We start from the raw sequence: 23,964 nt of genomic DNA, 5'->3' as shown, positions 1-23,964 counted from the left end.
GCAAGCCGGGAGAAATGCCGAATGACGCCATCCTCTCAGTTCAACACGGTGGGAACCCTCAGGGAAAAGCTCGACCAGTGGAGCAACCTGATCTGGGACGTGGTCGGTCGACTCGATACCCAGGTGATCGGTGACGGCCCTTTCGAGGCCTCGGCCATGTTCGGTCACGCCGGAACCCTGCAGTACTGCCGGCTGGACGCCACGCCCCACAGGGTCGAACGTGGCCAGGCGATGATCTCCCGTGACGATCGCGACCTGGTCAAGCTGGTGGTGCAGCAACGTGGGCGGGCGATCTTTGCCCAGGGCGACCGCGAGGTATGCCTGGAGCCGGGCCAGTGGGCGCTGTATGACACGCGGCGCCCCTACAGCGTGACCAACCTCACGCAGGTTCGCCAACTGGTGATGCTGGTACCACGCTCGGAACTGGGCCTGCGCCATGGTGCAGTCGGCGCCCTGACCGCCCGCGGCTTCGGCCGGTGCGCGGGTATCGAACGCATGCTGCCGACCTATCTGGCACGGCTGTTTTCGGAGATCGACGAAGTCGAGCACAGTTCCCGCGCCGAACTCGGCACCATCGCCACCCATCTGCTGCGCATGGCCTTGCTCGAATCCGGGCACAAGTCGGCAACGTCCTCCAGCCGCGAGATCCTGCGTTTGCAGGTCCACGACTTCGTGCAACAGAACCTGATGAACCCGCAGTTGAACGTCGAGTTGATCGCCAGCCGCTTCCGCTGCAGCAAACGCAACCTGCACAAGGCATTCAGCGACGACGAGAGCACCCTGGCCCAGTTCATCTGGCAGTCGCGCCTGGAGCGTGTCCGCGACGCCTTCGGCGACGGTCGCCTGGCCAGCCGCTCGGTCACCGAAATCGCCTATCAGTGGGGGTTCAACAATGCCGCGCATTTCAGCAAGGCGTTCAAGGCCCGGTTCGGTCTGACCCCCACCCGCTATCGGGCCGATGTCCTGTCGTCGATAGCTGTGCCCGACGTGTCGAACGCCACTCACTGAGGCGGCGTTCACGCTCGACAAACCCGGCGTTCCCTGGCGGCAAAGCACCGCGCGGGCAACGCCGTAATCTCCCCGATGCGTGCCCGCGACAGAACGGGCGGGCCGCTTCCGGAGAGAAAAATGAATAACAATAATCAGACATCCGCCACACCGCACGACTCGCGATACGAATGGAAAGCCGTCCTCCTGCTGGCCCTGGGCTTTGGCCTGGTGGGCCTGGACCGCTGGATTCTCGCCCCGCTGTTTCCCGCCATGATGCAGGACCTGCACCTGAGCTACAGCCAGCTCGGCACGCTGGTGGGCGCCCTGGCCCTGGCCTGGGGAGCCTTCTCCATCCTGATCGGCAACGTGTCCGACCGGGTCGGCCGACGCGCCATCCTGATCCCCGCACTGCTGATCTTTTCCGTGCTGTCGGGCTTCTCCGGAATGGCCACCGGCTTTCTCTCGCTGCTGCTGGTCCGTGGCGTGATGGGGGCCGCGGAGGGCGCCTTCTGCCCGGTCAGCGTGGCCGCCACCGCCGAGGCCTCCCACCCGCGCCGACGCGGCCTGAACCAGGGCCTGCAACTGAGCACCTTCGCCTTGTTCGGTTTTGGCATCGCACCGATTCTCGCCACGCAACTGCTGGCCGTCGTGCCGTCCTGGCGCGAGGTGTTCATGCTCGTCGCCCTGCCGGGGCTGGTGGTGGCCTATCTGCTCTATCGCGTGTTGCGCGAGCCGCCACACCTCACCCGCCAGGCACGCGCCGCAACGCTGGCGGCCGACAAGCCGTCATGGCTGCAGGTGCTCAAGTCACGCAATGCGCTGCTGGCCGCTGCCTGCCTGTTCTGCACCATGAGCTGCGTATTCGTGATGGGCGCGATGGTCCCCAGCTATCTGGTGGACCAACTGCACCTGACGCCCGCCACCATGGGCTTTGTCCTGTCCGCGATGGGCTGGGGCGGGTTCCTCGGTGAGTTCGCCATCTCGGGACTGTCGGACATCATCGGCCGGCGGCTGGCGACCGTCATCGCGTTTATCGGCGCCGCCATCGGTACCTGGTGCTTTTTCCATGCCCCGGCGGACAGCGTGACGCTGTTCATCTGGCTGGCGCTTACCGCGTTCTTCGGCCTCGGCCTGGCTTCCATCCTCACCGGGCCCATCCCGACCGAGGCCGTATCCCCCCAACTGACTTCCTCGGCCATCGGTTTCGTCTCCGGGGCCGGCGAATTCTTCGGCGGCGGCGTGGCCCCGGTGATCGCCGGCTTCGTCGCCCAGCACTTCGGGATCGGCCAGGTGTTCTGGATTCCCATGGTCGGCCTGGCCATTGGTACCTGCCTGGCGCTGCTGCTGCGCGAAACCGCGCCACGCCTCGTCCAGGCCGCGAACGAACGCACCCGGCGCAAGGAAGCCGGGACCGTGGCGCCCTGAAACCGGCGAGACACGGACCACGCAATCGCTTCTTCCCAACCAGAGATTCGCAAAATGTCGAACACCCTGTTACTGATCAATGGCGAGCTGCGGCCCGCCTCGAACGGTGCGACCTTCGTGCGCCACGACTTTGTCGCGGACACCGTGGCCACCACCGCCGCCGCCGCCACCCTCGACGACACCGCCAGCGCGGTCGAAGCCGCCGCCCAGGCCTTTGTCAGCTGGTCGCGGAGCGGCCCGGACTACCGGCGCAACCTGCTGCTGGAGGCGGCCCGGGAGCTGCTCGGCCTCAGCGCGGAACTGACGGCGGCGATGGCCCGGGAAACCGGTGCCACGCAGGGCTGGGCCACGTTCAACATCGCCCTGGGCGCATCGATCCTGCGCGAGGCGGCCTCGCTGACCACGGCCGTCCGGGGCGAAACCATCCCGTCGGACATGCCCGGCTGTTTCTCGATGTCGATCCGCCAGGCCGCCGGCGTCGTGCTGGGGATCGCTCCCTGGAACGCGCCAGTGATCCTCGGGGTGCGGGCAATCGCCACGGCACTGGCCTGTGGCAACAGTGTCATTCTCAAGGCCTCGGAAGCCTGCCCGCAGACGCACTCGCTGATCGGCCAGGCCTTTCTGCGGGCGGGGTTTCCCAAGGGGGTGGTGAATGTCCTCAGCAACGCCCCGGAGGACGCCGGCGCCATCGTCAATGCCCTGATCGATGCTCCGGCGGTGCGACGCGTGAATTTCACCGGGTCGACCCGGGTCGGCCGGCTGATCGCCGAACGTTGCGGGCGCCAGCTCAAGCCGGCGCTGCTGGAACTGGGCGGCAAGGCGCCGTTGCTGGTGCTCGATGATGCCGATCTCGAAACGGCCGTGGATGCCGCGATCTTCGGCGCCTTCATGAATCAAGGACAGATCTGCATGTCCACCGAGCGGGTCATCGTCACCCCTGGCATCGCCGAAGCCTTCGTCGAACGCCTGGCACAGCGGGCCATGGCATTGCGCGCAGACGACCCGCGCAAGCACTCGACGCCACTGGGCTCGGTCATCGACCCCCAGGCCGCGGAGCGGGTCCGGACACTGATCGCCGATGCCCTGGCGGCCGGCGCGACACGCCTGGCCGGTGACGACGGGCAGGGCGTGCTGATCCCGGCGAATGTCATCGACCAGGTCACCCCGGCCATGCGGCTTTATACGCAGGAATCGTTCGGGCCGGTGGTTTCGGTGATCCGGGCCAAGGACCAGGAAGACGCGATCCGCATCGCCAATGACAGCGAATATGGCCTGTCAGCGGCCGTGTTCACCCGCGACATTTCCCGCGCGATGGACGTCGCCGGGCGGATCCGCTCGGGAATCTGCCACATCAACGGCGCCACGGTCCACGACGAACCACAGGCGCCGTTCGGTGGCCTGGGGGCTTCGGGCCATGGTCGCTTCGGTGGCGAGGCCGGGGTCGCCGAGTTCACCGACCTGCGCTGGCTGACCATCCAGCAGCAACCGCGCCATTACCCGCTGTAACTGCGAAAAGACCACCGCAACCCATTGCCTTCCATGCGCTCGGCCGACGGCTGCCGGGCGTATGACCGGCCACTAATAAGAAGATCGAACCATGACTATCAGACACATCGGCATCGCCACCACACTCTGTGCCTCGCTCGGCCTGATCAACACTGCGCAGGCAACGGAAACCGGAGGCGGTGTGTATCCCAACGGTGCAGAGAACTACCTGGCCGGGGCACTGCCGCCGCCCGGTCTCTATGAGCTGACCTACCTGACGCAATACAGCGCCAACCGCTTCAATGACGGCAACGGCCATTCCGGCTTTCTCCCGGACTTCAAGGTCCGCGCCGATGCATTGGTCTCGCGAACCGTCTATGTCAGCGACAAGACCTTCATGGGCGCGAACTGGGGCGGCCACCTCATCGTCCCGCTGGTGGATCTGGAGGTCGATGCGGCGGGGGTCAACGATCATCGCCGGGGTGTCGGGGACATCACCGTGAACCCGCTGATCATGGGCTGGCATTTCGACAATGGTCTGCATCTCACCACCGGCCTGGACATCAACGTGCCCATCGGCAGCTACGATCGCAACGCCCAGGCCAACTTCAGCCGGCACTACTGGAACTTCGAACCGGTCGTGGCGTTTGCCTATTACGACCCCAACGGCTTCGCCCTGGACATGAAGTTCATGTACGACTTCAACCAGAAGAACACCTCCGCCCAGATCACCGGGCTGAACCCGACCGGCAGCGACTACCGCTCCGGGCAGGAATTGCACGTCGACTTCGCCGCCGGCTACAACATCGACCAGTGGCAGGTGGGGGTCTCGGGCTATTACTACAAACAGACCACCGACGACCACGTCAGCGACCGGGCGACGCAGGATGTCATCGACAGCCTGGACGGCCTGAAGGGCCAGGCCTTCGCCCTGGGACCGGCGATCAGGTACAACGCCGGACCGGCGCAGATAATCGCCACCTGGCAGCACGAGTTCGAAAGCGAATATCGGCCCCAGGGCGAAAGACTGTGGCTGAAATTCATCATCCCGTTCGGCAAATAGGAACGCGGTCTCCCGGGCGCGAAACGCCTCGGGAGACCGGCACGCGGGAGGTTACTTGTCCTCGGCCTTCTTCAGCTTCGGATTGGGGAAAAACTGCACGGTCTGGACTTTCTTGTCGGCGACCTTCACCACTGGCGTGTTGACCCGCGTACCCAACTCCCTGGGCACCGACAAGCCTTGCTCGTTCAGCGTATCGGCATAGCCACAGGCCACGCACTCACGGTGCGGAACGTCGTCCTCGCTCCACATCATCAGCTTGTCCTGCTCGCTGCACGCCGGGCAGACCGCCCCGGCGATAAAGCGCTTCTTGGTCCTGGTCACGGGTGCCTCACTCATGCTGCCGCGTCCTCACTCAGGCCGCTGTGGCGCAAGAGTGCGTCAATCGACGGCTCACGGCCACGGAAGTCGACGAACAGCACCATCGGCGCCTGAGAGCCGCCACGGGCCAGGATGGCCTCGCGGAACGCGCGACCGGTCTCGGCGTTGAGCACGCCTTCTTCCTCGAACCTGGAGAAGGCATCGGCCGACAGCACTTCAGCCCACTTGTAGCTGTAGTAACCCGCCGCGTAACCGCCGGCGAAAATGTGCGCAAAGCTGTTGGGGAAGCGGTTGTAGGCCGGCGGACGCATCACCGAGACCTCGTCGCGCACGCCCTCGAGAACCTGCGCCACGCTGCGGCCGTCGCCGTGGGTGGCGTGCAGTTCGAAGTCGAACAGCGAGAACTCCAGCTGGCGGACCATCATCAGGCCGGACTGGAAGTTTTTTGCCGCGAGCATCTTTTCCAGCAGGTCCTGGGGCAGCGGCTCACCGCTTTCGTAGTGGCCGGAGATCAGCGCCAGGCCTTCCGGCTCCCAGCACCAGTTCTCCATGAACTGGCTCGGCAATTCCACCGCATCCCAGGCCACGCCATTGATGCCGGAGACACCGGCGTGCTCGACGCGGGTCAGCAGGTGATGCAGGCCGTGGCCGAATTCGTGGAACAGGGTGGTCACTTCATCGTGGGTCAGCAGCGCAGGCTTGCCGCTGTCGGCCGGGGCGAAGTTGCACACCAGGTTCGCCACCGGGCTCTGCAGCACGCCATCGACGGTACGGCGACGGTCGCGGGCGCCGTCCATCCAGGCACCGCCACGCTTGTTGGCGCGGGCGTAGAGGTCGAAGAAGAAGCGGCCGACATGCTGGCCGTTCTCCTTGATCTCGAACAGGCGGACATCCGGGTGCCAGGTGTCGAAGCCTTTCTGCTCGGCGATCTCGATGCCGTACAGGCGCTGGACGATGGCGAACAGGCCGCCGAGCACCTTGTCGATCGGGAAATAGGCGCGCAGGGCTTCCTGGGAAACGCTGTAGCGCTGTTCACGCAGCTTCTCGCCGTAGAACCCGCTGTCCCAGCTTTGCAGTTCGGCACAGCCCTGCTCGGCGGCGTAGGCCCTGAGCTGTTGCAGGTCCTGGGCGGCAAACGGCTTGCTGCGCTTGGCCAGGTCGCGCAGGAAGGTCAGCACCTGGTCGCTGGAGTCGGCCATCTTGGTCGCCAGGCTCAGCTCGGAGAAACTGGCGAAGCCGAGCAATTGCGCCAGCTCCTGGCGCAAGTCGAGGATTTCCTGCATCACCGGGCCGTTGTCGTTCTGGCCGGCGTTCGGGCCCTGGTCCGACGCACGGGTGCAGTAGGCGGCGTACACCTCTTCGCGCAGGGCGCGGTCCTCGGCGTAGGTCATCACCGCGTAGTAGCTCGGGAATTCCAGGGTGATCAGCCAGCCGTCGAGGCCCTTGGCCTGGGCGGCGGCGGCCATCTGTGCCTTGGCCGAGGCGCTAAGCCCGGCGAGGCCGGCCTCGTCGACAATGTGTCTGGTCCAGGCCTGGGTCGCATCGAGCAACTGGTTGGAGAAGCGGCTGCCCAGTTCGGACAGCTTGCTCTGCACTTCGGCGTAACGCTTCTGCTCGGCCTCCGGCAGGTCGATACCCGAGAGCCGGAAGTCACGCAGGGAATGTTCGAGAATAGTCTTCTGCGCCACGTCGAAGCCGGCGGCCTCGGGGCTGTTGGCCAGCGCCTCGAAGGCCTGGAACAGGGCGCGGTTCTGGCCCAACTCGGTGGAGTAGGCGCTCAGGGCTGGCAGGCAGGCCTCATAGGCTTCGCGCAGCTCGGCGCTGTTGCACACGGCGTTGAGGTGGCTGACCGGACTCCAGGCGGCGCCCAGGCGGTCATTGAGCTCGTCCATGGCCAGGACCAGGCCGGCCCAGCTCGGATTTTTCCCCTGGCTTTGCAGGATGCCTTCGATGGCGGCACGGTTGTCGGCGAGAATCTGCTCGATGGCCGGTTGCACGTGCTCGGCACGGATCGCCGAGAACGGCGGCAGGTCGTAGGACTGCAGAAGAGGGTTGTTCGCGCTCACGGTGGGTACCTTGGCTGGAGAAACATGTAAGAACAAAGATGGGGCCATCTTAATTACAATCAATGCCTACCGCAGCTATCAGCAACAGAGAGAGAGCCTATCGTGACCCTTCGCACCTATCAGAATCACACGCCGACCCTTGGCGCCGGGGCTTTTGTCGATGCGTCGGCGGTGGTGATCGGCGATGTCGAGATCGGCGCCGACAGCTCGGTGTGGCCGCTGACAGTGATCCGTGGCGACATGCACCGCATCCGCATCGGCGCCCGCACCAGCGTGCAGGATGGCTGCGTGCTGCACATCACCCATGCCGGGCCCTTCAATCCGGAGGGTTTCCCGCTGCTGATCGGTGACGACGTGACCATCGCCCACAAGGTCATGCTGCACGGTTGCAGCGTCGGCAGCCGGATCCTGATCGGCATGGGCAGCATCGTCATGGATGGCGCGGTGATCGAGGACGAGGTGATCGTCGGTGCCGGCAGCCTGGTACCGCCGGGCAAGCGCCTGGCCAGCGGCTTTCTCTATGTCGGCAGCCCGGTGAAGCAGGTGCGCGCCCTGACGGACAAGGAGAAGGCTTTCTTCACCTACAGCGCCTCGAACTACGTGAAGCTCAAGGATCAGCATATCGCCGAAGGCTACCACCAGGCTGACTGATCGTTTTTTGTACAGATTGGGGTATTTCATGCACTACCAGACGATTTTGTTCGACCTCGACGGCACCCTGACCGACCCGCGCGAAGGCATCACCCGCTCGATCCAGTACGCCCTAGGCAAGCTGGGCATCGACGAGCCGGACCTGAGCAAGCTCGAACACTTTATCGGGCCACCGCTGTTGCAGGCGTTCATGCAGTTCTACGGTTTCGACGAGGCCAGGGCCTGGGAAGCGGTGAATTTCTACCGCGAGCGTTTCAAGGTCACCGGGCTGTATGAAAACCGGGTGTTCGATGGGGTCACGCCCTTGCTGGAAACCCTCGGCGGACAAGGCCGCACCCTGTACATCGCCACGTCCAAGCCCTGGGTGTTCGCCCGCGAGATTGCCCGGCATTTCGATTTTGCCCGGCACTTCAAGATGATCTACGGCAGCGAGCTGGACGGCACCCGGACCGACAAGGTCGAGCTGATCGCCCACCTGATCGCCGAGGAAAAACTGGAGCCGGGCAATACGCTGATGATCGGCGACCGCAAGCATGACCTGATCGGCGCCCGACGCAACGGCCTGGATGCGGCGGCGGTGGGTTATGGTTTCGGCAGCTTCGCGGAGCTGGAGGGCGAACAGCCGGCGTATCACTTCCAGACCCTGGCCGACCTGCATCGGGCGTTTGTGTAGGGCGCCAGGGCGAGTCGCCTTCGTTCGCGGGCAAGCCCGCTCCCACCGTAGCGCCGGTGTCATGGGCCTGTCTTTGTGGGGGCGGGCTTGCCCGCGAAAGCGCCTTTCAGCCTGGCATCAATTGACGCAACGCCGCCTTGCGCTCGGCGACCGGCAGGTTTCCGAGCCTCTCCACCGCCGTGAAAAATGCCGGCCAATCACCGTTGACCTGCCTGAACAACGCGGCGAAAGCCGGCACCCACTGGTCATAGAGACCGAAGGGCAGCAGCTTGGCGTTGTTCAGCGGCGAGTTGATCCAGGCGTCATAGCGCTTGTCCCCCGCCCACTGCGTCGCCTGCACGCGCCGGTACTCCTGGCGCAGGCGCTCGAATTCGGCGGCCTTGCGCTCGCGCATCTGCTCGGCCGGCAAGGGCAGGGCGTAGAGCGCCTGCAGGCGTTCACGGGTGTGCAGCACCAGTTCGATGAACTGATCCTTCTGCGCCACGTCATTGGCCTTGGCCGGTGGCAAGCCCCGCGCCGCTCGCCATTGGCGCGTGCCTTCCTGCTCGACGAAGTTGGCGTAGGACTCGTTGAACTCGGTGTCGTCCTTCACATAGAAACGCTGGTGCGCCAGCTCATGGAAGATCAGCGTCGCCAGGCGCTCGTCGCCCCAGTTCAGCATCGAGTTGAGAATCGGATCGTCGAACCAGCCCAGCGTCGAGTAGGCCTCGACGCCGCCAATGTACACATCCAGGCCCTGCTGGCGTTGCAGGGCGGCTTCGCCCCGGGCCGCGCCCTGGTCGTAGTAACCGCGATAGGCCACGCAGCCAGCGATGGGGAAACAGTGGCTCTGCGGGGTCAGGGAAAACTCCGGCGTGGCGAAGACATTCCAGACCACATAGGGCCGCTTGATATCGGCATACAGGCGGTAACTGCGGTTATCCGGCAGATGCAGCTGCTGGCTGGCGAAAGTCCGCGCCTCCTGGGAATGCACCAGGTGCTCGCGCAGCCTGGGATCGCGGCTCGGATCGGCGATCACCGCGGCGACCGGCTCCCGGGCCCGCAACAGGCTCAACTGCCCACCGGCCAACTGGCTGTAATAACTCACGCTGCTGCAACCGCCGACCAGCAAAAGCAGGAGGCCGGCGAGCGCGGGACGTAAAATGGGCGTGAGTCGCCCAGGGGCTGAGCACCACCTGTGCACCATGGGGAAGTCTTCCGGTCGGGGTTTGCTGCAAGACTATCGCGTGGGGCGGAAAATAATCATGAATGATTGTCGAGGGTCAGGTGTTCACCGGATGTTGGCCAAGGCGACCCGAGGCATCGATCACGGGTATGCTGAACCTCATATCACCGAGCGAAATCCATCATGCGCAAGCTTCTTTCCCTCCTTGCCCTCGCCAGCCTTGGCGGCTGCGTCAGCCCACTGCCGGCGGTCGACCCGCAAATGGCCTGGATCGACGTGGGTACCCGTACCGGCACCCTGGTCATGGCCGAAAGCGTGGATAAAAAACGCCTGGATGACGGGCGCTTCTTCCAGGTCACCCCCGGTGCCCATGAACTGACCGTGCGTTTCGACTTCGATGTGTATGTCGGCGGCATGGCGATGAACACCGATCCACTGGAGCGCATCTGCTACATCACGGTGCCCTACGATCACTTCGAAGCCGGTCGGCGTTATCGCCTGGAAGGCGTTGCCCTGGGCTTCCAGGCCAATGCCCGGCTCTACAACGACAAGGGCGAACAGATCGCCGGCGACCGTACGGTGCTGTGCATGCCGTAGCCGGCCTCAGATATCGTTCTTCTGGTAGATGATTGCCTTGGTGCCGTTTTCGCAGGTCCCGACCACCATGGCGGCGTCATGCTTCTCGGCCTCCTCCTTGGAGACGATCTCCAGGGTGTAGGACGGCACGGCGTTGGCCTGGATCTTGACCTCGATTTCTTTCCTCAGCTCCTCGCAGTCTTTCGGGGCCGCCAGGGCCGACGCAGCCAGTGCACAACAGAAAAATCCCAGGGCGATGCGTTTCATGGTCAGGCTCCTTCGCGGCAACGCGTCGCAAGGGCGTACGCACTGGGTTGCCACACCAGATTGGACCACAACCGGGCGAGCCAAGTTCTGACCCAGCTCACAGTTGCGCAAACCCGGGTATTTGCTTGGAGTGTTACCCGGGGGGAAGGTACTCGGGGAGAATGTGGGAGCGGGCTTGCCCGCGAAGCTTTTTCTGGCTTCAGGTGCCTCTTCGCGGCAAGCCCGCTCCCACATGCAAGGCCCTATTGCACAGGGCCAATCGATCTTTCACCCTCAGCCCAGCAAGGTCGCATCCAGCGAAATCTTCGCGTTCAGGACCTTGGATACCGGGCAACCTTCCTTGGCCTTCCGGGTCAGCTCATCGAACTGCTGCTGGCTGGCGCCGGGGATTTTCGCCTTGAGGATCAGGTGCACTGCGGTAATCGCAAAACCGCCGTCGACCTGATCCAGCGTTACCTCCGCTTGGGTATCGATGCTGTCCGCCTTGAGCCCGGCCTCACCGAGGATCATCGACAGGGCCATGGAAAAGCAGCCCGCGTGGGCCGCGCCGATCAGTTCCTCGGGATTGGTGCCCCGACCGCCTTCGAAGCGGGCCTTGAAGCCATAGGGCGCCTCGCGCAGCACGCCGGTTTCCGTGGAGATGGAGCCGATGCCGGTTTTCAGGTCGCCTTCCCAATGAGCCGATGCTTTCTTCGTGATACTCATAGCTGCCTCCTCAAAAGCCGGCGCGAGGGTTCGCGCCGAACCTAGGGTTCTGAGGATAGTCGGCCCTGCAAAGTTCACCCTGTCGTGATGATCGCTCCCACGCTCCAGCGTGGGAACGCCTCTCCGGACGCTCCGCGTCCGCTTTGTGACGCGCAATTTCATGGCTGCATGCCCACGCGGAGCGTGGGGACGATCCGGACTGGCAATAGCCATCTGCGTTTTTTGCAGGCTAAAAATTCCGCCTGCTCTTGAAACTCGGGTATATGCCCATATTGCCAAGAACACATTGCCAGGTATTTCGCCACGCGACGGAAGCCTGTGCCCCAAGAAGGAGTAGCAGGCTTATGAAGCGACTGTCCGACGTCAAGTTTTCCACCCTCGACCTGGTGCCCGTGCGCCAGGACGGCAGCCCGGGGCAATCCCTGCGCAACTCGCTGGACCTGGCCCGGCACGTAGAAAAATTCGGCTACACCCGCTTCTGGGTCGCCGAGCATCACAACATGGACGGTATCGCCAGTTCGGCCACGTCCGTGCTGCTGGGCTACCTGGCCGGCGGCACCTCGACCATCCGTGTCGGTTCCGGCGGCGTGATGCTGCCCAACCATGCGCCGCTGGTGATCGCCGAGCAGTTCGGCACCCTGGCCAGCCTGTATCCGGGCCGGATCGACCTGGGCCTGGGCCGTGCCCCCGGCTCCGACCAGATGACCGCCCGCGCCCTGCGCCGCGAGCGTTCGGGCAGCGCCGACGACTTCCCGGAAGATGTCGCCGAACTGATGAAGTACCTCGGCCCGCGCACCCCGGACCAGCGGGTGATCGCCATGCCGGGCACCAACACCAACGTGCCGGTCTGGCTGCTCGGTTCGAGCCTGTTCAGTGCACAACTGGCCGGCGAACGCGGCTTGCCCTATGCCTTCGCCTCGCATTTCGCCCCGCGCTTCATGCACGAGGCGATCCGCGTGTACCGCAACCACTTCAAGCCGTCCGAAGTCCTCGACAAGCCCTACGTGATGCTCGGCGTGCCGCTGGTGGCCGCCGATACCGACGAGCAGGCCGATTACCTGGCGACCTCGGTGTACCAGCGCATCCTCGCGCTGATGCGCGGCCAGAGCCTGGTCCAGCGACCGCCGGTGAAGACCATGGACGGCCTGTGGCTGCCCCATGAGCGCGAGGCGGTCGGAGATTTCCTCGGCCTGGCGATGGTCGGCAGCCCGTCGAAAATCCGCGCGAAGCTGGACGTGCTGATCGAGCAGACCCAGGCCGATGAGCTGATCTTCACCTGCGACCTCTACGAGCATGCCGACCGGCTGCATTCCTACGAGTTGCTGGCGCAGGTGATGAAGGGCTGAAGCGTTATCGACGCCCATGAAAAAGCCGGCGCGCTGCGCCGGCTTGCAGGATCGCCCGCGCTTATTTGCGCGTATAGACGATTTCCTTGGTCCCGCCTTCACACCTGCCGACGACTTCTCCGGCGCTGGCGCCCGTCCCCTTATCGGCGATCGACAGCGCATAACCATGCACGCCCTTTGCCTCGATCTTTGCCCGGATCTCCGCTTCCAGCTCTTCACATGGCTTACCCGCAGCAAGGGTAGTGCCCGCAATGCTCAACAAACCTACCGCCAATAGAAGTTTTTTCATCGCTCGCATTCCCTGGTCGAATCAAAAAAAGTGCGTCGGCTTTTGGGCGACGCACATGAGGCTAGATAGAGCCTTCTGTATAGCAATCAATATGGCAGTCGGCCAGTGTGGAAGTTCAAAAGGCCAGTATCTGTTCAGCTATTGGCGATCCTGAAGCCGACTTTCAACGTGACCTGAAAATGCGCCGCCTTGTTGTCCTTGATATGGCCGCGGGTGTCGAGCACCTCGAACCACTCCAGGTGCTTGATGCTCTTGCCGGCCTCGGCCAGGGCGTTGTTGATCGCCTCTTCGATACTGTTGGGCGACGAACCGACCAGTTCGATTTTCTTGTAGGTGTGATGATCACTCATGGCGTTCTCCTGGGCTCTCGGGGGCTGTAGACACAGCCTAGCAGTGATTTCCCGGATGGCCCGGAGCAGGCGGGCGACAGATTTTCTGCACTTTCGCAAACCCGTGCAGTCCCAATCCTCACACGCCACTCATCACTGCAGGAGAGCCAACATGGCCAGTTCATCATTACGTAAAGCTTCGTTGCAAAGCATGGAAGCCGAGATCGAGAGCCTGCTCAAGTCTCTGGAAAGCCTCAAGGACGACGCCTCGGACGAGTCGCGCAAAACCCTCAAGGCCCTCAAGAGCAATGCCGAGAGCGCCCTGCGGCACTCCCGTCACCTGCTCAGCGACGCCTACGAAGAGGTCAAGGTCAAGACCCGCGAAACCGGGATCGCCACCCGCGACTACGCCCAGGAACACCCATGGACGACAGCTGGTGTCGCGGTCGGTGCCCTCGGCCTGCTGGCCGCCTACCTGTTGTGCAAACGCGGGGATTGAGCGACACGCCTGACGCCCTTGTGGGAGCCGGCTTGCCGGCGATGGAGGCCTCGTCCTGCCGTGCAAACGCGGTGACCAGACAGAACGCGCACCCTTGTGGGAGCCGGCTTGCCGGCGAAGGGGGCCTTGAGCCTTGCACCGCCTTTGCGGACGCCATCGCCGGCAAGCCGATTCCTGCATAAGGTCCGGTGCTGTCAGCTAACGCTGTTTTCCAGCTCGGTCTTGAGCCATTGCGCCAACTGTCCGGCGCGCCCGTCCGCGGCGCGCCGGGGCAGCCACAGCGCCAGTCGCCCGGGCGTTTCGTCGAAGCCCCAGGGCGCCACCAGGCGACCGGCACGCAGGTCATCCGCCACCAGCGGTTGCGGCGCGATCGCCACGCCCAACCCCGCTACCGCCGCCTCGAGCAGATAGTACAGATGCTCGAATCCCTGCCCGTATTTCAGCTGCGTCGCCTCGATGCCGTTTTGCCGTGCCCAGCTGGGCCAGGCCTGTGGCCGCGAGGTGGTGTGCAACAGCGGCTCGCCCACCAGTTCCCGTGCCGGCGCCTCGAGCAAGGCCGCGTAGCGGGCGAAGTGCGGGCTCATCACCGGCCCGATGCGCTCGCTCGCCAACTCCTGGACCTGCATATCCGCCGGCCATGGCGGCTCGGCGAACAGCAGCAGGGCATCGAGCCCCGGCTTGCGCGGGTCGAGATCGCCTTCGCCCGCCGACAGGTGCAGGCGCAGGTCCGGCAGGTCGGCATTCAGGCGGCCGAGACGCGGGATAAACCAGCGCGCCAGCAGGCTGCCGGAACACCCCAGGACAAACGGCGCATCCACCGAATCCCGGGTCAGCTCGGCGCACACCGCCCGCAGGCGCTCGAAAGCCTCGGCGCTGGCGTCGCGCAGGCGAATGCCGGCATCTGTGAGTTTCAGGCCGCGTCCATCCTTGACGAACAGGCTCAGCCCCAAGTGTTCCTCAAGGACTTTCAACTGCCGGCTGACCGCGCCGTGAGTCACGTGCAGTTGTTCGGCGGCCTGGCTGACACTGTTCAGCCGGGCCGTGGCCTCGAAGGCGCGCAAGGCATTGAGCGGGGGCAGGTCGCGGCTCATGGTATCTGTGAGTTTTCCTGACAGGTTACGGCAATCTTATCGGTTTTCATCCGGGCCTGTCATGGTTAGAGTGAACCCATCGCTTGTTCAATCGCCCACCTGGAGCCTCCCATGACCCAGTCCAACCTGCGCAACGGCCCCGACGCCAACGGCCTGTTCGGCGCATTCGGCGGCCGCTACGTGGCCGAAACCCTGATGCCGCTGATCCTCGACCTGAATCGTGAATACGAAGCCGCCAAGACCGATCCGGCGTTCATCGAGGAACTGGCCTACTTCCAGCGCGACTACGTCGGTCGTCCAAGCCCGCTGTATTTCGCCGAACGCCTGACCGAACACTGCGGCGGCGCGAAGATCTATCTCAAGCGCGAAGAGCTGAACCACACCGGCGCCCACAAGATCAACAACTGCATCGGCCAGATCCTGCTGGCGCGGCGCATGGGCAAGAAACGCATCATCGCCGAGACCGGCGCCGGCATGCACGGCGTGGCCACCGCCACCGTGGCCGCGCGCTTCGGCCTGGACTGCGTGATCTACATGGGCACCACCGACATCGAGCGCCAGCAGGCCAACGTGTTCCGCATGAAGCTGCTGGGCGCCGAAGTGATTCCGGTCGTGGCCGGTACCGGCACCCTGAAGGACGCGATGAACGAAGCCCTGCGCGACTGGGTGACCAACGTCGACAGCACCTTCTACCTGATCGGCACCGTCGCCGGTCCACACCCGTATCCGGCCATGGTCCGCGACTTCCAGGCCGTGATCGGCAAGGAAACCCGCGACCAGCTCCAGGCCCAGGAAGGGCGCCTGCCCGACAGCCTGGTGGCGTGCATCGGCGGTGGCTCCAACGCCATGGGCCTGTTCCACCCGTTCCTCGATGACACCAGCGTCGAAATCATCGGCGTCGAAGCCGCCGGCCACGGTATCGAGACCGGCAAGCACGCGGCCAGCCTGAACGGCGGCGTACCGGGCGTGCTGCACGGCAACCGGACCTTCCTGCTGCAGGACGACGACGGCCAGATCATCGACGCCCACTCGATTTCCGCCGGCCTCGACTACCCCGGCATCGGCCCGGAACACGCCTGGCTGCACGATATCGGTCGCGTCCAGTACACCTCGGTCACCGATGACGAAGCCCTGGCCGCGTTCCACCAGTGCTGCCGCCTCGAAGGCATCATCCCGGCCCTGGAAAGCGCCCACGCCCTGGCCGAAGTCTTCAAGCGCGCACCGACCCTGCCCAAGGATCACCTGATGGTGGTCAACCTGTCCGGTCGCGGCGACAAGGACATGCAAACCGTCATGCACCACATGCAGCAATCCCAGCAGGAGAAACACTGATGAGCCGCCTGCAAACGCGCTTTGCCGAGCTGAAACAACAGAACCGCGCCGCCCTGGTGACCTTCGTCACCGCCGGCGATCCGGGTTATGACACGTCCCTGGCGATCCTCAAGGGCCTGCCCAGGGCCGGTGCCGACGTGATCGAACTGGGCATGCCCTTCACCGATCCGATGGCCGACGGCCCGGCGATCCAGCTGGCGAACATCCGCGCCCTGGCCGCCAAACAGAACCTGGCGAAAACCCTGCAGATGGTTCGCGAGTTCCGCGTCGACAACACCGAGACCCCGCTGGTGCTGATGGGTTACTTCAACCCGATCCACCACTACGGCGTGCCGCGCTTCATCGCCGACGCCAAGGCCGCCGGTGTCGATGGCCTGATCGTGGTCGACCTGCCGCCGGAACATAACGGCGAGCTGTGCGACCCGGCCCAGGCCGCCGGCCTGGACTTTATCCGCCTGACCACGCCGACCACCGATGATGCGCGCCTGCCCACCGTGCTCAACGGCAGCTCCGGCTTCGTCTACTACGTGTCGGTGGCGGGCGTGACCGGTGCCGGCTCGGCGACCCTGGAACACGTCGAAGAAGCGGTGAGCCGCCTGCGTCGCCACACCGACCTGCCGATCAGCATCGGCTTCGGCATCCGTACCCCGGAACAGGCCGCGGCCATCGCCCGGCTGGCGGATGGCGTGGTAGTCGGCTCGGCGCTGATCGACCATATCGCCAACGCCACCAGCGACGAACAGGCCGTCGATGGCGTGCTGAGCCTCTGCGCGGCACTGGCGCAAGGGGTACGTACCGCACGCCACTGACCCATCGGGTCACAGGCAATACTCAAAAGGCCTCGGCGCTACAGCGCCGAGGCCTTTTTTCATGAGTGAATAAGCCGGCCATTGCCTCGGTGTGCGTTTATTGAAAGCGCTGAGGGACAAAAGTGGCTGAGCATCTTCTGCTTGTCTTTCATGTCCGTTCGGAGAATGAAAGACATCCATAATGGAATAGGGCAGAGGAGTTTATAAAATGGGTCCAGGTTCAATATCTACCGCAGGCGCGGTTCAAAATACTGAGTGGTTCAGTCAGTCAGGGAGCATAAAGCGCACCGAATTTGATGCCGAGTTCAAGGTTAACCAAGGTAATATAAAGCTTCTTGAAAGACTGGTAAAAGAGGTCAGTGAAGTTCAAAACAAAAAAGGTGGCGGCTACCTCCGTTTTAATAAAGACAACGGCGGTCTGTATTTCAGCCCCAATAGAAGCATATTGGAAACGCTCAAGCTCCGTGATGGCGGTGCCTCAGAAGCACCTCAATACATGAAAGACTTTAAGCTCGCCGAGTTTGGCAAAAAAATAAAATGCATCACCATTCAGAAGAATCTCAGAGAATGCTTGGATCTTCACAGAAACCGTAGTAAAGAACTGAGAGAGGGTCTTGTTGAAATCGACGCCGCCCAGCAGAAAAAGCTAAGATCGGTCTCAGCTGAGAGCCTGAAAAATGATGCATTCAATTCTCCAAACTCCATCTCGTCGTCAGACACAGGTATCGATTCGGACGCTGTCCCTGGCATCGCGCCAATCCCAAAACCACGTAAAAGAGTTATGGATAGAAGCCTGAGCGATCCTGCCAATAGCCCACAAGCCAAACCGGAGCAGTCAGTGTTTGGTCTGTCTAATAGCGATCCAATAGCCAATGACGCTGTGCACCAGAATTCGCTGAAAGAGCAACCCGTCAAACGTAGTGCTTCGGAAGTCGGCACGAGCTCTACACCCATTCGACCACCACGATTCATAGATGGTCTGAAAGACTTGAAGAAAAGCCAGAGCCCCTCTACAAACGAGACAATCGAACCAACGCGGCTCCAGGTCAACCAACTGAAAACTTTCTGGGAAAACAAAAGCAAGGAAGGTTCGACAGAGCTAACAGGTAAGCAGTAACCCATAAAGCTTTTCGAAAAATAAAAAAGGGGGGGAAAGCCATTATCTTTGGTAATGGTTGTTCCCGCCCGCTTTTCACTTCCCGATAAAAGAGTTGAATATGCCATTCAGAATCGGAAGCCGTAATATTCAGGACATACTGAGCGCCCCTCAGGACCTCAAGAAATGCCAAGACAAGATCAGTAATCTGGTGGCAGGGCTGGAACATGTCCGTAACCGCGAAAGGATAATCGTCGAACAAGAAAAGCGCATCGTTGAACACAGGGCCATTGCCAGCGAGCTGAAAGGTGCCGTAGCCGATGCCAGATCACGCTGCAAGTCCTATCGGAAATATACATCCTTCTGGAAATTGAGCGAGAACACACGCCCTTTCGTTCGCCATAAAAATAATCAGATATATATAACCCCACGAAAAGGAGTAAAGATATATTGGGCAGAAAAACTTGACAGAGCGTTCAACACTCAACTAACTGTCGCCCCCTCAAAGTATGACGGTGGATACAATCAGGCCTCTGCCAAGATAAGCCAGCTTAATGAGTACCTGGGAGCGAGAATCGATGGTGTCGAAAAAAGAACACCTATCGATATTCTTGAAGAGATATCCAACGTCAATATACAGCGCAGGGCATTGGAAAAAAACGAAACCTGCATGCACAAGCATGAAAATGCCTTGGATAAAAAATACCTGAAAGAACAAAAGTACCAGGAGCGGGTGGCTATTAAACAGGAGATGACCCAGGCCGCTTTCCATCTATTCGTCGAACCGGGCACCGTCGACTACTTGAACAGGGAAGCAGATAAAAAGCCGAAACTTCCAGAGATTCTAAAAAATGTTTCTCGTAACGATATCATACAACTTTTGAATGACGGGTTTTCGGATCGCACTTCGGAATCGACAAGCACCTATCGCTATGAGACGTGTTTATCCAAAAAGGAAATCAATCTGTACAAAAACCGGATAGGCGACAAGGGCTCCGTTCTCATCGACAAATTCATGCCGGTAGAGCCCGCGCCCTCAGCCGGGAAGGATACCAATGTCGTGCTCATTATCGAGGGCGCTCCCAGTGAGGCCGAGGTCGGCGGCAGCCGCTACAAGGTATTCAGACATGGCTGCAGGTACATTCCCGAGTCGGTGAAAGTCGAGGACGATGGCAAGACTCACATTCACCTGCGGCAGGTAAGGAGCTCGATGGCCAAGGGTTGAATCCGAGGGCGTTACTTCCTGTTTTCGACGTTGTGGATAACCACCGCAGTCGGCCAAGGTAAAGTTCCTGATACAAAGGAATCTATGCTTTCGCACGCAGACTAAACAGCAAGACCCTGGAGGTTTGAAGCCCTGTCTTCAAACCTCTTTTCGCTGTATTGGCTGTGTGTGAGGAATACCCCGATGAAAATGCCCAAACGCCTGGTTGCCGGTCTTGGCGTGCTGATGCTCGGTGCCAGTTCGCTGCTGCAAGCGGCACCGCAGGATGACGGACGCGGTCCGGATCACGATCGCGGCGGTCATGGCCAACAGGAGCAGGGAAGAGGCCCCGACCGGGGCCCGGGGGAGCAGAACTGGCGCCGTCCGCCACAGGATTTCGGCCCGGTTCGCCAGATCATCCATGACGACCGCGAACACTTCACCCGTGGCGCGCCACCACCGCCAGGCATCCGTGTCGTGCGCGGCCAGCCACTGCCCCACGGGTACTACGGCGAACGCCTGGACCCACGCGCCGTGGCGCGCCTGCCGGCCTACCATGGCTATGAGTGGCGCCGGGTCGGCGGCGATGTCGCGCTGATCGAGGTGGGCACGGGGATCGTCTATGAGGTGCTCAACAGCGTGCTCTATTGATCTGATCGCCTACCACGATCCCTTGCAGGCGGGATCACCGGAATATCGACAGGTCCAGCGGCCGTATCGCGCCCATCCAGATCGCATGGTCGCTGTGATCCGCCCGATCATCGCCGGTCAACGGGTGCAGGAACACCACCAGGCCCTTGCGATGGAGCGCCAGCCACGGCAGGACGACGCCTATGTACTCGGCGTCGAAGGCCAGCTGGCAGCTCCAGTCCGGATGCGGCCCCACCGGACGCTCATGCATGCGCCCCATTCGCAACGGAAAGGTCGCCGCCGCCAGCTCGCACAGTTCACGGGCCTGATCGATGGTCGAAGCATCGAAATAGACATGGGCGTGGTAGCCCTTGATACGTTGCATACCGCTCTCTTTCATTGATCCTCAGTAATGGCTCAACGCTACACCGCAATCGACGGCAATCCCAGTCCCACCAGTGACTGGGCGCTGTTGGCCTGCTCGGCCATCAGCCAGTCGAAAAAGCGCTGGATCAACGGCCCCCGGCGTTTGCGCGGCGGCAGCACCACGTAATAACCGAAGGTCGAAAGCACCGTCTCGTTGATCGGCCGGCACAACAATCCCTGCTCCAGCAAGTTATCCACAAGGTGCCGCCAGCCGATGGCCACGCCCTGGCCGCCGATCGCCGCCTGGATCAGCAACGTGTAGTTGTCGAAGCGCAGCTGCCCCGGGGCCGGCGCGGTGGTCAGGCCGAGTTCGCGAAATACCCCGCTCCAGTCGAACCAGTGGCTGCTGTTCTCGCCCTTCAGGTGCAATAAGGGAAAATCCAGCAGGCACTGGGTCGACAGCGGTCGCTCGCGGCCCTGGAGCAGTTGCGGGCTGCACACCGGGAACACTTCCTCGCTGAACAGCCAATGGCTCTCGCCCTGCTTGAAACGCCCCTGGCCAAACAGCACCGCCACGTCGATATCGGTGCGCAGCATGTTGTGGCTGCGCTCGCTGGTCACCAGGCTGACATCGACCTGCGGATTGGCCGCGTGGAAGCGGTGCAGGCGCGGCATCAGCCAGTAGGCGGCAAAGGCGAAGTCGGTGGCGACCTGCAACACCTCATGCTGGCTGTGGGCAGTCACCGCGCTCAGGCCGCTGTCGATGCTCTGCAAGCCGGCCTGCACCTGCTCGAACAGGATCGAGCCGGCCTCGGTCAGTTCGATGCCACGGTAGATGCGGTCAAACAGGCGCGTCGCCAGCTGTTCTTCCAGGCGCTTGATCTGCTGGCTGATGGCCGGCTGGGTGGTGCCCAGTTCCACCGCTGCCGCGGTAAAGCTGCGATGACGGGCTGCCGCTTCGAAAACCCGGAGCATGTCGAGGGACAGGTCACCCAACGCATCAAACATAAGCTGTACTTATCCTAGTCATTGTGTGGCATGGGCTTTACCGCACATGGCGTGGGCCACATGCTGGATCGCAGCACTATCGCATAACAATTCACTATGGAATGCCGCGACACCATGAAGCGCAAGAACATTCTCTTCATCATGGCCGATCAAATGGCCGCGCCCCTGTTGCCGTTCTACGGTCCGTCGCCGATCAAGCTGCCCAACCTGGACCGCCTGGCCGCCGACGGCGTGGTATTCGACTCCGCCTACTGCAACAGCCCGTTGTGCGCGCCTTCGCGCTTCACCCTGGTCAGCGGCCAGTTGCCGAGCAAGATCGGCGCCTATGACAACGCCGCCGATTTCCCCGCCGATGTGCCGACCTATGCCCACTACCTGCGTCGCCTCGGCTACCGCACCGCGTTGTCGGGCAAGATGCACTTCTGCGGGCCGGACCAGTTGCACGGTTATGAAGAACGCCTGACCAGCGACATCTACCCGGCCGACTACGGCTGGGCGGTGAACTGGGACGAGCCGGACGTACGCCCCAGCTGGTACCACAACATGTCCTCGGTATTGCAGGCCGGGCCCTGCGTGCGCACCAACCAGCTGGACTTCGACGAGGAGGTGGTGTTCAAGGCCCAGCAGTACCTGTTCGACCATATCCGTGAAGACGGCGACCAGCCGTTCTGCCTGACCGTGTCGATGACCCACCCGCACGACCCCTACACCATTCCCAGGGCGTTCTGGGACCTGTACCGCGACGAGGATATCCCGCTGCCGCAGACCCCGGCCCAGGACAGTCTCGACCCGCATTCGCAACGCCTGCTCAAGGTCTACGACCTGTGGGACAAGCCGCTGCCCGTGGACAAGATCCGCGATGCCCGCCGGGCCTACTTCGGCGCCTGCAGCTACATCGACCATAATGTCGGCAAGCTCCTGCAGACCCTCGAAGACACCGGCCTGGCCGACGACACCATCATCGTGTTCTCCGGCGATCACGGCGACATGCTCGGCGAGCGCGGCCTCTGGTACAAGATGCACTGGTTCGAGATGGCCGCGCGGGTGCCGCTGCTGATCAGCGCACCGGGGCAATTCGCCGCCGCACGGGTCAGCGCCGCGGTCTCCACCGCCGATCTGCTGCCGACCCTGGTGGAACTGGCCGGTGGCAACCTGAACGAGCGACTGCCGCTGGACGGCCGTTCGCTGCTGCCGCATCTGCGAGGCGAGGGCGGGCACGACGAAGTGTTCGGCGAATACATGGCCGAAGGCACCATCAGCCCGTTGATGATGATTCGCCGCGGCGCCTACAAATTCATCTACAGCGAAGACGATCCCTGCCTGCTCTTCGATGTCCACAACGATCCGCGGGAGGAGGAAGAGCTCAGCCAGTCACCGCGGCACCAGACGCTGTTCAACGACTTCCTGGCCGAAGCCCGGGCGAAATGGAATATCCCGGCGATCCACCAACAGGTGCTCGCCAGTCAGCGACGCCGGCGTTTCGTCGCCGACGCCCTGACCCTCGGAAAGCTGAAGAGCTGGGACCACCAGCCGATGGTAGACGCCAGTCAGCAATACATGCGCAACCATATCGACCTCGACGATCTGGAGCGCAAGGCTCGTTATCCACAACCCTGCCAAAACCAATAACGAACACAAGGGGAAGGCCATGAAGAAGTTATCCACAGTACTGACCGCCGGGCTGCTGGCCGTGAGCAGCCTGGGCGCGTACGCCGAGCAGAGTTGCGACACGGTGAAGATGGCCGATCCGGGCTGGAGCGATATCGCCGCGACCAACGCCATCACCAGCCTGCTGCTCGACGGCCTGGGCTACAAGGCCAAGGTCGACACCCTGGCGGTGCCGATCACCTACGGCGGCCTCAAGGACGGCCAGGTCGACGTGTTCCTCGGCAACTGGATGCCGGCGCAGCAGGGCTTCTACGACAAGTTCGTGGCCAGCGGCGATGTCACCCAGCTGGCGAAGAACCTCGAAGGCACCGAGTTCACCCTGGCGGTCCCGGACTATGTCTGGGACGCGGGTGTGCATAACTTCGCCGACCTCAACAAATACGCCGACAAGTTCGACAAGAAGCTCTACGGCATCGGCTCCGGTGCGCCGGCCAACGCCTCGCTGGCGGAGATCATCAAGAAGAACGAGTTCGACCTGGGCCAGTGGAAACTGGTGGAGTCCAGCGAACAGGCGATGCTGGCCGAGGTGGCCCGCTCGGTGAAGAAGCAGAAGTTCGTGGTCTTCCTCGGCTGGACTCCGCACCCGATGAACGTGCAGATGAAGATGCACTACCTCAAGGGCGGCGAGAAATATTTCGGCGATACCGGCAGCGTCTACACCGTGACCCGCAAGGGTTATGCACAGGCCTGCCCGAACGTCGGCAAGTTGCTGAGCAACCTGAGCTTCACCCAGGACATGGAAAACAGCATCATGGCCGAAGTGGCGAACAAGAAGCTGAGCAATGCCGATGCGGCCAGGGCCTGGATCAAGGCCAATCCGGCGGTGCTGGACAAATGGCTGGACGGCGTCAAGACCGCCGATGGCCAGGACGCGTTGCCGGTGGTGAAAGCCAAGCTCTGACGCGCTTCCCGA

General features: G+C 62.6%; 26 protein-coding genes. 16 read left to right on the top strand and 10 right to left on the bottom strand.

What is annotated here, in order from left to right; all coding sequences use genetic code 11:
• Positions 1 to 21: 21 nt before the first annotated feature.
• From HX881_RS26585 to HX881_RS26570, 4 genes are all read left to right on the top strand, one after another.
• Positions 22 to 1,008: an AraC-like ligand-binding domain-containing protein gene (locus HX881_RS26585; protein ID WP_017129232.1), complete on the top strand. Its 987-nt coding sequence runs from the start codon at positions 22 to 24 to the stop codon at positions 1,006 to 1,008.
• 120 nt (positions 1,009 to 1,128) lie between these two features.
• Positions 1,129 to 2,415 carry an MFS transporter gene (locus tag HX881_RS26580; RefSeq protein ID WP_177087397.1) on the top strand — a complete coding sequence of 429 codons (1,287 nt, stop codon included), beginning with the start codon at positions 1,129 to 1,131 and terminating at the stop codon, positions 2,413 to 2,415.
• Between the two features lie 54 nt (positions 2,416 to 2,469).
• Complete coding sequence (locus HX881_RS26575) at positions 2,470 to 3,921, top strand: aldehyde dehydrogenase (RefSeq protein ID WP_103032994.1); 1,452 nt, start codon at positions 2,470 to 2,472, stop codon at positions 3,919 to 3,921.
• Positions 3,922 to 4,012: 91 nt separating this feature from the next.
• The gene (locus HX881_RS26570; protein WP_177087395.1) at positions 4,013 to 4,963 is read left to right on the top strand and encodes a SphA family protein; all 951 of its coding nucleotides are present in this window, start codon (positions 4,013 to 4,015) and stop codon (positions 4,961 to 4,963) included.
• A 51-nt stretch (positions 4,964 to 5,014) separates the two neighbouring features.
• Here HX881_RS26570 and HX881_RS26565 read toward each other — a convergent pair whose 3' ends face one another.
• Positions 5,015 to 5,299: a YheV family putative zinc ribbon protein gene (locus HX881_RS26565; protein WP_017129236.1), complete on the bottom strand. Its 285-nt coding sequence runs from the start codon at positions 5,297 to 5,299 to the stop codon at positions 5,015 to 5,017.
• Positions 5,296 to 7,395 (bottom strand): oligopeptidase A, encoded by a 2,100-nt coding sequence (prlC, locus tag HX881_RS26560; RefSeq protein ID WP_177087393.1) that lies wholly within the window; start codon positions 7,393 to 7,395, stop codon positions 5,296 to 5,298. Before prlC ends, HX881_RS26565 begins: the two co-directional genes overlap by 4 nt.
• 54 nt (positions 7,396 to 7,449) lie before the next feature.
• Here prlC and HX881_RS26555 point away from each other — a divergent pair, with 54 nt between their 5' ends.
• Positions 7,450 to 7,998: a gamma carbonic anhydrase family protein gene (locus HX881_RS26555; protein ID WP_177087391.1), complete on the top strand. Its 549-nt coding sequence runs from the start codon at positions 7,450 to 7,452 to the stop codon at positions 7,996 to 7,998.
• A gap of 28 nt (positions 7,999 to 8,026) precedes the next feature.
• Complete coding sequence (locus HX881_RS26550; RefSeq protein WP_103032993.1) at positions 8,027 to 8,671, top strand: HAD family hydrolase; 645 nt, start codon at positions 8,027 to 8,029, stop codon at positions 8,669 to 8,671.
• A 106-nt stretch (positions 8,672 to 8,777) separates the two neighbouring features.
• Here the strand turns inward: HX881_RS26550 and HX881_RS26545 are convergent, their stop codons facing one another.
• Positions 8,778 to 9,857 carry an aminopeptidase gene (locus HX881_RS26545; RefSeq protein WP_177087389.1) on the bottom strand — a complete coding sequence of 360 codons (1,080 nt, stop codon included), beginning with the start codon at positions 9,855 to 9,857 and terminating at the stop codon, positions 8,778 to 8,780.
• Between the two features lie 162 nt (positions 9,858 to 10,019).
• Between HX881_RS26545 and HX881_RS26540 the strand changes: the two genes are divergently transcribed.
• Positions 10,020 to 10,433 carry a PA0061/PA0062 family lipoprotein gene (locus HX881_RS26540; RefSeq protein WP_017129241.1) on the top strand — a complete coding sequence of 138 codons (414 nt, stop codon included), beginning with the start codon at positions 10,020 to 10,022 and terminating at the stop codon, positions 10,431 to 10,433.
• A 6-nt stretch (positions 10,434 to 10,439) separates the two neighbouring features.
• Here HX881_RS26540 and HX881_RS26535 read toward each other — a convergent pair whose 3' ends face one another.
• Together HX881_RS26535 and HX881_RS26530 are read right to left on the bottom strand one after the other, a co-directional pair.
• Positions 10,440 to 10,679 carry a DUF1161 domain-containing protein gene (locus HX881_RS26535; protein ID WP_177087387.1) on the bottom strand — a complete coding sequence of 80 codons (240 nt, stop codon included), beginning with the start codon at positions 10,677 to 10,679 and terminating at the stop codon, positions 10,440 to 10,442.
• 273 nt (positions 10,680 to 10,952) lie between these two features.
• Positions 10,953 to 11,384: an OsmC family protein gene (locus tag HX881_RS26530; protein WP_017129243.1), complete on the bottom strand. Its 432-nt coding sequence runs from the start codon at positions 11,382 to 11,384 to the stop codon at positions 10,953 to 10,955.
• A gap of 344 nt (positions 11,385 to 11,728) precedes the next feature.
• Between HX881_RS26530 and HX881_RS26525 the strand changes: the two genes are divergently transcribed.
• Positions 11,729 to 12,730 carry an LLM class flavin-dependent oxidoreductase gene (locus tag HX881_RS26525; protein WP_017129244.1) on the top strand — a complete coding sequence of 334 codons (1,002 nt, stop codon included), beginning with the start codon at positions 11,729 to 11,731 and terminating at the stop codon, positions 12,728 to 12,730.
• A gap of 61 nt (positions 12,731 to 12,791) precedes the next feature.
• Here HX881_RS26525 and HX881_RS26520 read toward each other — a convergent pair whose 3' ends face one another.
• Both HX881_RS26520 and HX881_RS26515 read right to left on the bottom strand, forming a co-directional pair.
• Positions 12,792 to 13,019, bottom strand: coding sequence for a DUF1161 domain-containing protein (locus HX881_RS26520; RefSeq protein ID WP_177087385.1), 228 nt, complete (start codon positions 13,017 to 13,019; stop codon positions 12,792 to 12,794).
• 134 nt (positions 13,020 to 13,153) lie between these two features.
• Entirely contained in the window at positions 13,154 to 13,369 is a 216-nt protein-coding gene (locus HX881_RS26515; RefSeq protein WP_017129246.1) for a dodecin, read from the bottom strand.
• A 151-nt stretch (positions 13,370 to 13,520) separates the two neighbouring features.
• Here HX881_RS26515 and HX881_RS26510 point away from each other — a divergent pair, with 151 nt between their 5' ends.
• Positions 13,521 to 13,847: an ElaB/YgaM/YqjD family protein gene (locus HX881_RS26510; RefSeq protein WP_017129247.1), complete on the top strand. Its 327-nt coding sequence runs from the start codon at positions 13,521 to 13,523 to the stop codon at positions 13,845 to 13,847.
• Positions 13,848 to 14,041: 194 nt separating this feature from the next.
• Here HX881_RS26510 and HX881_RS26505 read toward each other — a convergent pair whose 3' ends face one another.
• A complete protein-coding gene (locus tag HX881_RS26505; RefSeq protein ID WP_177087383.1) occupies positions 14,042 to 14,938 on the bottom strand; it encodes a LysR family transcriptional regulator in 897 nt (298 codons plus the stop codon).
• A gap of 111 nt (positions 14,939 to 15,049) precedes the next feature.
• Between HX881_RS26505 and trpB the strand changes: the two genes are divergently transcribed.
• From trpB to HX881_RS26480, 5 genes are all read left to right on the top strand, one after another.
• Positions 15,050 to 16,270: a tryptophan synthase subunit beta gene (gene trpB, locus HX881_RS26500; protein ID WP_017129249.1), complete on the top strand. Its 1,221-nt coding sequence runs from the start codon at positions 15,050 to 15,052 to the stop codon at positions 16,268 to 16,270.
• The gene (trpA, locus tag HX881_RS26495) at positions 16,270 to 17,079 is read left to right on the top strand and encodes a tryptophan synthase subunit alpha (RefSeq protein ID WP_017129250.1); all 810 of its coding nucleotides are present in this window, start codon (positions 16,270 to 16,272) and stop codon (positions 17,077 to 17,079) included. Before trpB ends, trpA begins: the two co-directional genes overlap by 1 nt.
• Before the next feature lie 208 nt (positions 17,080 to 17,287).
• The gene (locus HX881_RS26490) at positions 17,288 to 18,196 is read left to right on the top strand and encodes a hypothetical protein (protein ID WP_146049131.1); all 909 of its coding nucleotides are present in this window, start codon (positions 17,288 to 17,290) and stop codon (positions 18,194 to 18,196) included.
• A gap of 100 nt (positions 18,197 to 18,296) precedes the next feature.
• Complete coding sequence (locus HX881_RS26485; protein WP_177087381.1) at positions 18,297 to 19,400, top strand: hypothetical protein; 1,104 nt, start codon at positions 18,297 to 18,299, stop codon at positions 19,398 to 19,400.
• 183 nt (positions 19,401 to 19,583) lie between these two features.
• Positions 19,584 to 20,030: an anti-virulence regulator CigR family protein gene (locus tag HX881_RS26480; protein WP_017129252.1), complete on the top strand. Its 447-nt coding sequence runs from the start codon at positions 19,584 to 19,586 to the stop codon at positions 20,028 to 20,030.
• Between the two features lie 34 nt (positions 20,031 to 20,064).
• Here the strand turns inward: HX881_RS26480 and HX881_RS26475 are convergent, their stop codons facing one another.
• Both HX881_RS26475 and HX881_RS26470 read right to left on the bottom strand, forming a co-directional pair.
• The gene (locus HX881_RS26475) at positions 20,065 to 20,394 is read right to left on the bottom strand and encodes a DOPA 4,5-dioxygenase family protein (protein ID WP_177087379.1); all 330 of its coding nucleotides are present in this window, start codon (positions 20,392 to 20,394) and stop codon (positions 20,065 to 20,067) included.
• Positions 20,395 to 20,432: 38 nt separating this feature from the next.
• Complete coding sequence (locus HX881_RS26470; protein ID WP_017129254.1) at positions 20,433 to 21,383, bottom strand: choline sulfate utilization transcriptional regulator; 951 nt, start codon at positions 21,381 to 21,383, stop codon at positions 20,433 to 20,435.
• Between the two features lie 114 nt (positions 21,384 to 21,497).
• Here HX881_RS26470 and betC point away from each other — a divergent pair, with 114 nt between their 5' ends.
• Both betC and choX read left to right on the top strand, forming a co-directional pair.
• The gene (gene betC, locus HX881_RS26465; RefSeq protein ID WP_042937054.1) at positions 21,498 to 23,012 is read left to right on the top strand and encodes a choline-sulfatase; all 1,515 of its coding nucleotides are present in this window, start codon (positions 21,498 to 21,500) and stop codon (positions 23,010 to 23,012) included.
• Positions 23,013 to 23,031: 19 nt separating this feature from the next.
• Positions 23,032 to 23,952 (top strand): choline ABC transporter substrate-binding protein, encoded by a 921-nt coding sequence (choX, locus tag HX881_RS26460; RefSeq protein WP_017129256.1) that lies wholly within the window; start codon positions 23,032 to 23,034, stop codon positions 23,950 to 23,952.
• Positions 23,953 to 23,964 lie beyond the last annotated feature (12 nt).

It is taken from the genome of Pseudomonas gingeri, from assembly GCF_013386115.1.
Lineage (GTDB): Bacteria > Pseudomonadota > Gammaproteobacteria > Pseudomonadales > Pseudomonadaceae > Aquipseudomonas > Aquipseudomonas gingeri.
This window is presented reverse-complemented; position numbering and strand designations above follow the sequence as displayed.

What these genes read in the sequence shown, in the direction of transcription:
- HX881_RS26520 (WP_177087385.1), bottom strand. Translation starts at nt 13,019, where the DNA reads ATGAAAAAACTTCTATTGGCGGTAGGTTTGTTGAGCATTGCGGGCACT.
- betC (WP_042937054.1), top strand. Translation starts at nt 21,498, where the DNA reads ATGAAGCGCAAGAACATTCTCTTCATCATGGCCGATCAAATGGCCGCG.
- HX881_RS26575 (WP_103032994.1), top strand. Translation starts at nt 2,470, where the DNA reads ATGTCGAACACCCTGTTACTGATCAATGGCGAGCTGCGGCCCGCCTCG.
- HX881_RS26580 (WP_177087397.1), top strand. Translation starts at nt 1,129, where the DNA reads ATGAATAACAATAATCAGACATCCGCCACACCGCACGACTCGCGATAC.
- HX881_RS26510 (WP_017129247.1), top strand. Translation starts at nt 13,521, where the DNA reads ATGGCCAGTTCATCATTACGTAAAGCTTCGTTGCAAAGCATGGAAGCC.
- HX881_RS26530 (WP_017129243.1), bottom strand. Translation starts at nt 11,384, where the DNA reads ATGAGTATCACGAAGAAAGCATCGGCTCATTGGGAAGGCGACCTGAAA.
- HX881_RS26535 (WP_177087387.1), bottom strand. Translation starts at nt 10,679, where the DNA reads ATGAAACGCATCGCCCTGGGATTTTTCTGTTGTGCACTGGCTGCGTCG.
- HX881_RS26570 (WP_177087395.1), top strand. Translation starts at nt 4,013, where the DNA reads ATGACTATCAGACACATCGGCATCGCCACCACACTCTGTGCCTCGCTC.
- HX881_RS26505 (WP_177087383.1), bottom strand. Translation starts at nt 14,938, where the DNA reads ATGAGCCGCGACCTGCCCCCGCTCAATGCCTTGCGCGCCTTCGAGGCC.
- HX881_RS26585 (WP_017129232.1), top strand. Translation starts at nt 22, where the DNA reads ATGACGCCATCCTCTCAGTTCAACACGGTGGGAACCCTCAGGGAAAAG.
- HX881_RS26550 (WP_103032993.1), top strand. Translation starts at nt 8,027, where the DNA reads ATGCACTACCAGACGATTTTGTTCGACCTCGACGGCACCCTGACCGAC.
- HX881_RS26565 (WP_017129236.1), bottom strand. Translation starts at nt 5,299, where the DNA reads ATGAGTGAGGCACCCGTGACCAGGACCAAGAAGCGCTTTATCGCCGGG.
- HX881_RS26545 (WP_177087389.1), bottom strand. Translation starts at nt 9,857, where the DNA reads ATGGTGCACAGGTGGTGCTCAGCCCCTGGGCGACTCACGCCCATTTTA.
- trpB (WP_017129249.1), top strand. Translation starts at nt 15,050, where the DNA reads ATGACCCAGTCCAACCTGCGCAACGGCCCCGACGCCAACGGCCTGTTC.
- HX881_RS26490 (WP_146049131.1), top strand. Translation starts at nt 17,288, where the DNA reads ATGGGTCCAGGTTCAATATCTACCGCAGGCGCGGTTCAAAATACTGAG.
- choX (WP_017129256.1), top strand. Translation starts at nt 23,032, where the DNA reads ATGAAGAAGTTATCCACAGTACTGACCGCCGGGCTGCTGGCCGTGAGC.
- HX881_RS26525 (WP_017129244.1), top strand. Translation starts at nt 11,729, where the DNA reads ATGAAGCGACTGTCCGACGTCAAGTTTTCCACCCTCGACCTGGTGCCC.
- HX881_RS26485 (WP_177087381.1), top strand. Translation starts at nt 18,297, where the DNA reads ATGCCATTCAGAATCGGAAGCCGTAATATTCAGGACATACTGAGCGCC.
- HX881_RS26475 (WP_177087379.1), bottom strand. Translation starts at nt 20,394, where the DNA reads ATGCAACGTATCAAGGGCTACCACGCCCATGTCTATTTCGATGCTTCG.
- prlC (WP_177087393.1), bottom strand. Translation starts at nt 7,395, where the DNA reads ATGGCCCCATCTTTGTTCTTACATGTTTCTCCAGCCAAGGTACCCACC.
- HX881_RS26540 (WP_017129241.1), top strand. Translation starts at nt 10,020, where the DNA reads ATGCGCAAGCTTCTTTCCCTCCTTGCCCTCGCCAGCCTTGGCGGCTGC.
- trpA (WP_017129250.1), top strand. Translation starts at nt 16,270, where the DNA reads ATGAGCCGCCTGCAAACGCGCTTTGCCGAGCTGAAACAACAGAACCGC.
- HX881_RS26515 (WP_017129246.1), bottom strand. Translation starts at nt 13,369, where the DNA reads ATGAGTGATCATCACACCTACAAGAAAATCGAACTGGTCGGTTCGTCG.
- HX881_RS26470 (WP_017129254.1), bottom strand. Translation starts at nt 21,383, where the DNA reads ATGTTTGATGCGTTGGGTGACCTGTCCCTCGACATGCTCCGGGTTTTC.
- HX881_RS26480 (WP_017129252.1), top strand. Translation starts at nt 19,584, where the DNA reads ATGAAAATGCCCAAACGCCTGGTTGCCGGTCTTGGCGTGCTGATGCTC.